General features: G+C 71.0%; 1 protein-coding gene. It reads right to left on the minus strand.

From position 1 onward, the window contains the following. The coding region (locus tag ACLQ2N_RS35910; protein WP_425819985.1) for a polyketide synthase dehydratase domain-containing protein at positions 1 to 1,347 on the minus strand (1,347 nt) is incomplete at both ends.

A 1,347-nucleotide genomic window follows, 5' to 3' on the forward strand; every position in this document is an offset into this window, starting at 1 on the left:
CAGCCACATCGAACAGAACAGGGACAAAGGGATCCCGGACCACCGCACCCGCAGGCACCCAGTCCACCTGGAACAGCTTGTTGCGGTGCCCAGCGGTGCGGGAGACTTCCAGCTGACCGGCCGAGACCTGACGCACCGCCAGCATGTCGACCGAGGCCACCGGCAGACCCCCGGCATCCAGCAACGTCAGCGACGTCGCCCCCGAACCCGCAGTCGCCGAAGCGATCCGTACCCGCAACCGGGTCGCGCCCGCCGCATGCAGACGCACGCCCGACCACGCGAACGGCAGGTACGGCTTGCCCGGCTCCGGCGCGGGCACAAGGTCACCCAAGGCGATGGCGTGCAACGCGGCATCGAACAGAGCCGGATGCAACCCGAACCGGGCCGCGTCCGCCGCAGCGTCTTCCGGCAGCGCAACCTCCGCGAACACTTCCCCGGCCAGCCGCCAGGCAGCGACCAGCCCTCGGAACACCGGACCGTAGGCCAAGCCCAGCCCGGCCAACTCCTCGTAGAGACCGTCCACCGCCACCGGCTCAGCACCCACCGGCGGCCACACACCCGCCACTGCCTCAACGGCCGGCACCGCACCCGCCGAACCCAGCTCACCCGAGGCATGCCTCGTCCACGGAAGGTCCTCCACGCGGGAGTAGATCCCCACCTGACGACGGCCATCCCCGTCCGCAGCCCCCACGGTCACCTGGAGCTGAGCCGAGGCCTGACCCGGCAATGCCAGCGGCGCCTCCAGGGTCAACTCCTCCAACACGTCACAGCCGACCTCGTCACCGGCCCGCACAGCCAGATCCACGAACGTCGTCCCCGGCACGATCACCACGCCGTTCACGGCGTGATCCGCCAGCCACGGATGAGTCGCCACCGACACCCGCCCGGTCAGCACGACCGCGTCACCGCCGGCCAGCGCAGTGGCGGCGCCCAGCAACGGATGCCCCGTCGCCCGCAGACCCAGACTCACCGCATCACTGGCAGCATCGGCCACATCCACGAGCCAGAAATTCCGCCTCTGGAAGGCATACGTCGGCAGATCCACATGCCGGGCCGTCGCCGCAGCCGTGCCGAAGTAGGCCGCCCAGTCGACGGACACACCGGTGGTGTGGAGGCGGCCCAGGGCTTCGAGGACGGTGCGGGCCCCCTCGCGGTCCTTGCGGGCGGTGGGCACGAAGGTCTCGCCGCTGTCGAGGGTCTGCTGGGCCATGCCGGTGAGGGTTCCGTCCGGGCCGACCTCCAGGAACACCGTCGCCCCGGCAGCACGGGCGGCACGGACTCCGTCGGCGAAGCGGACGGGGCGGCGGACGTGATCGACCCAGTAGTCGGCGGTGGTCAGCAGACCCG

This window comes from Streptomyces sp. DT224, assembly GCF_049844595.1.
Lineage (GTDB): Bacteria > Actinomycetota > Actinomycetes > Streptomycetales > Streptomycetaceae > Streptomyces.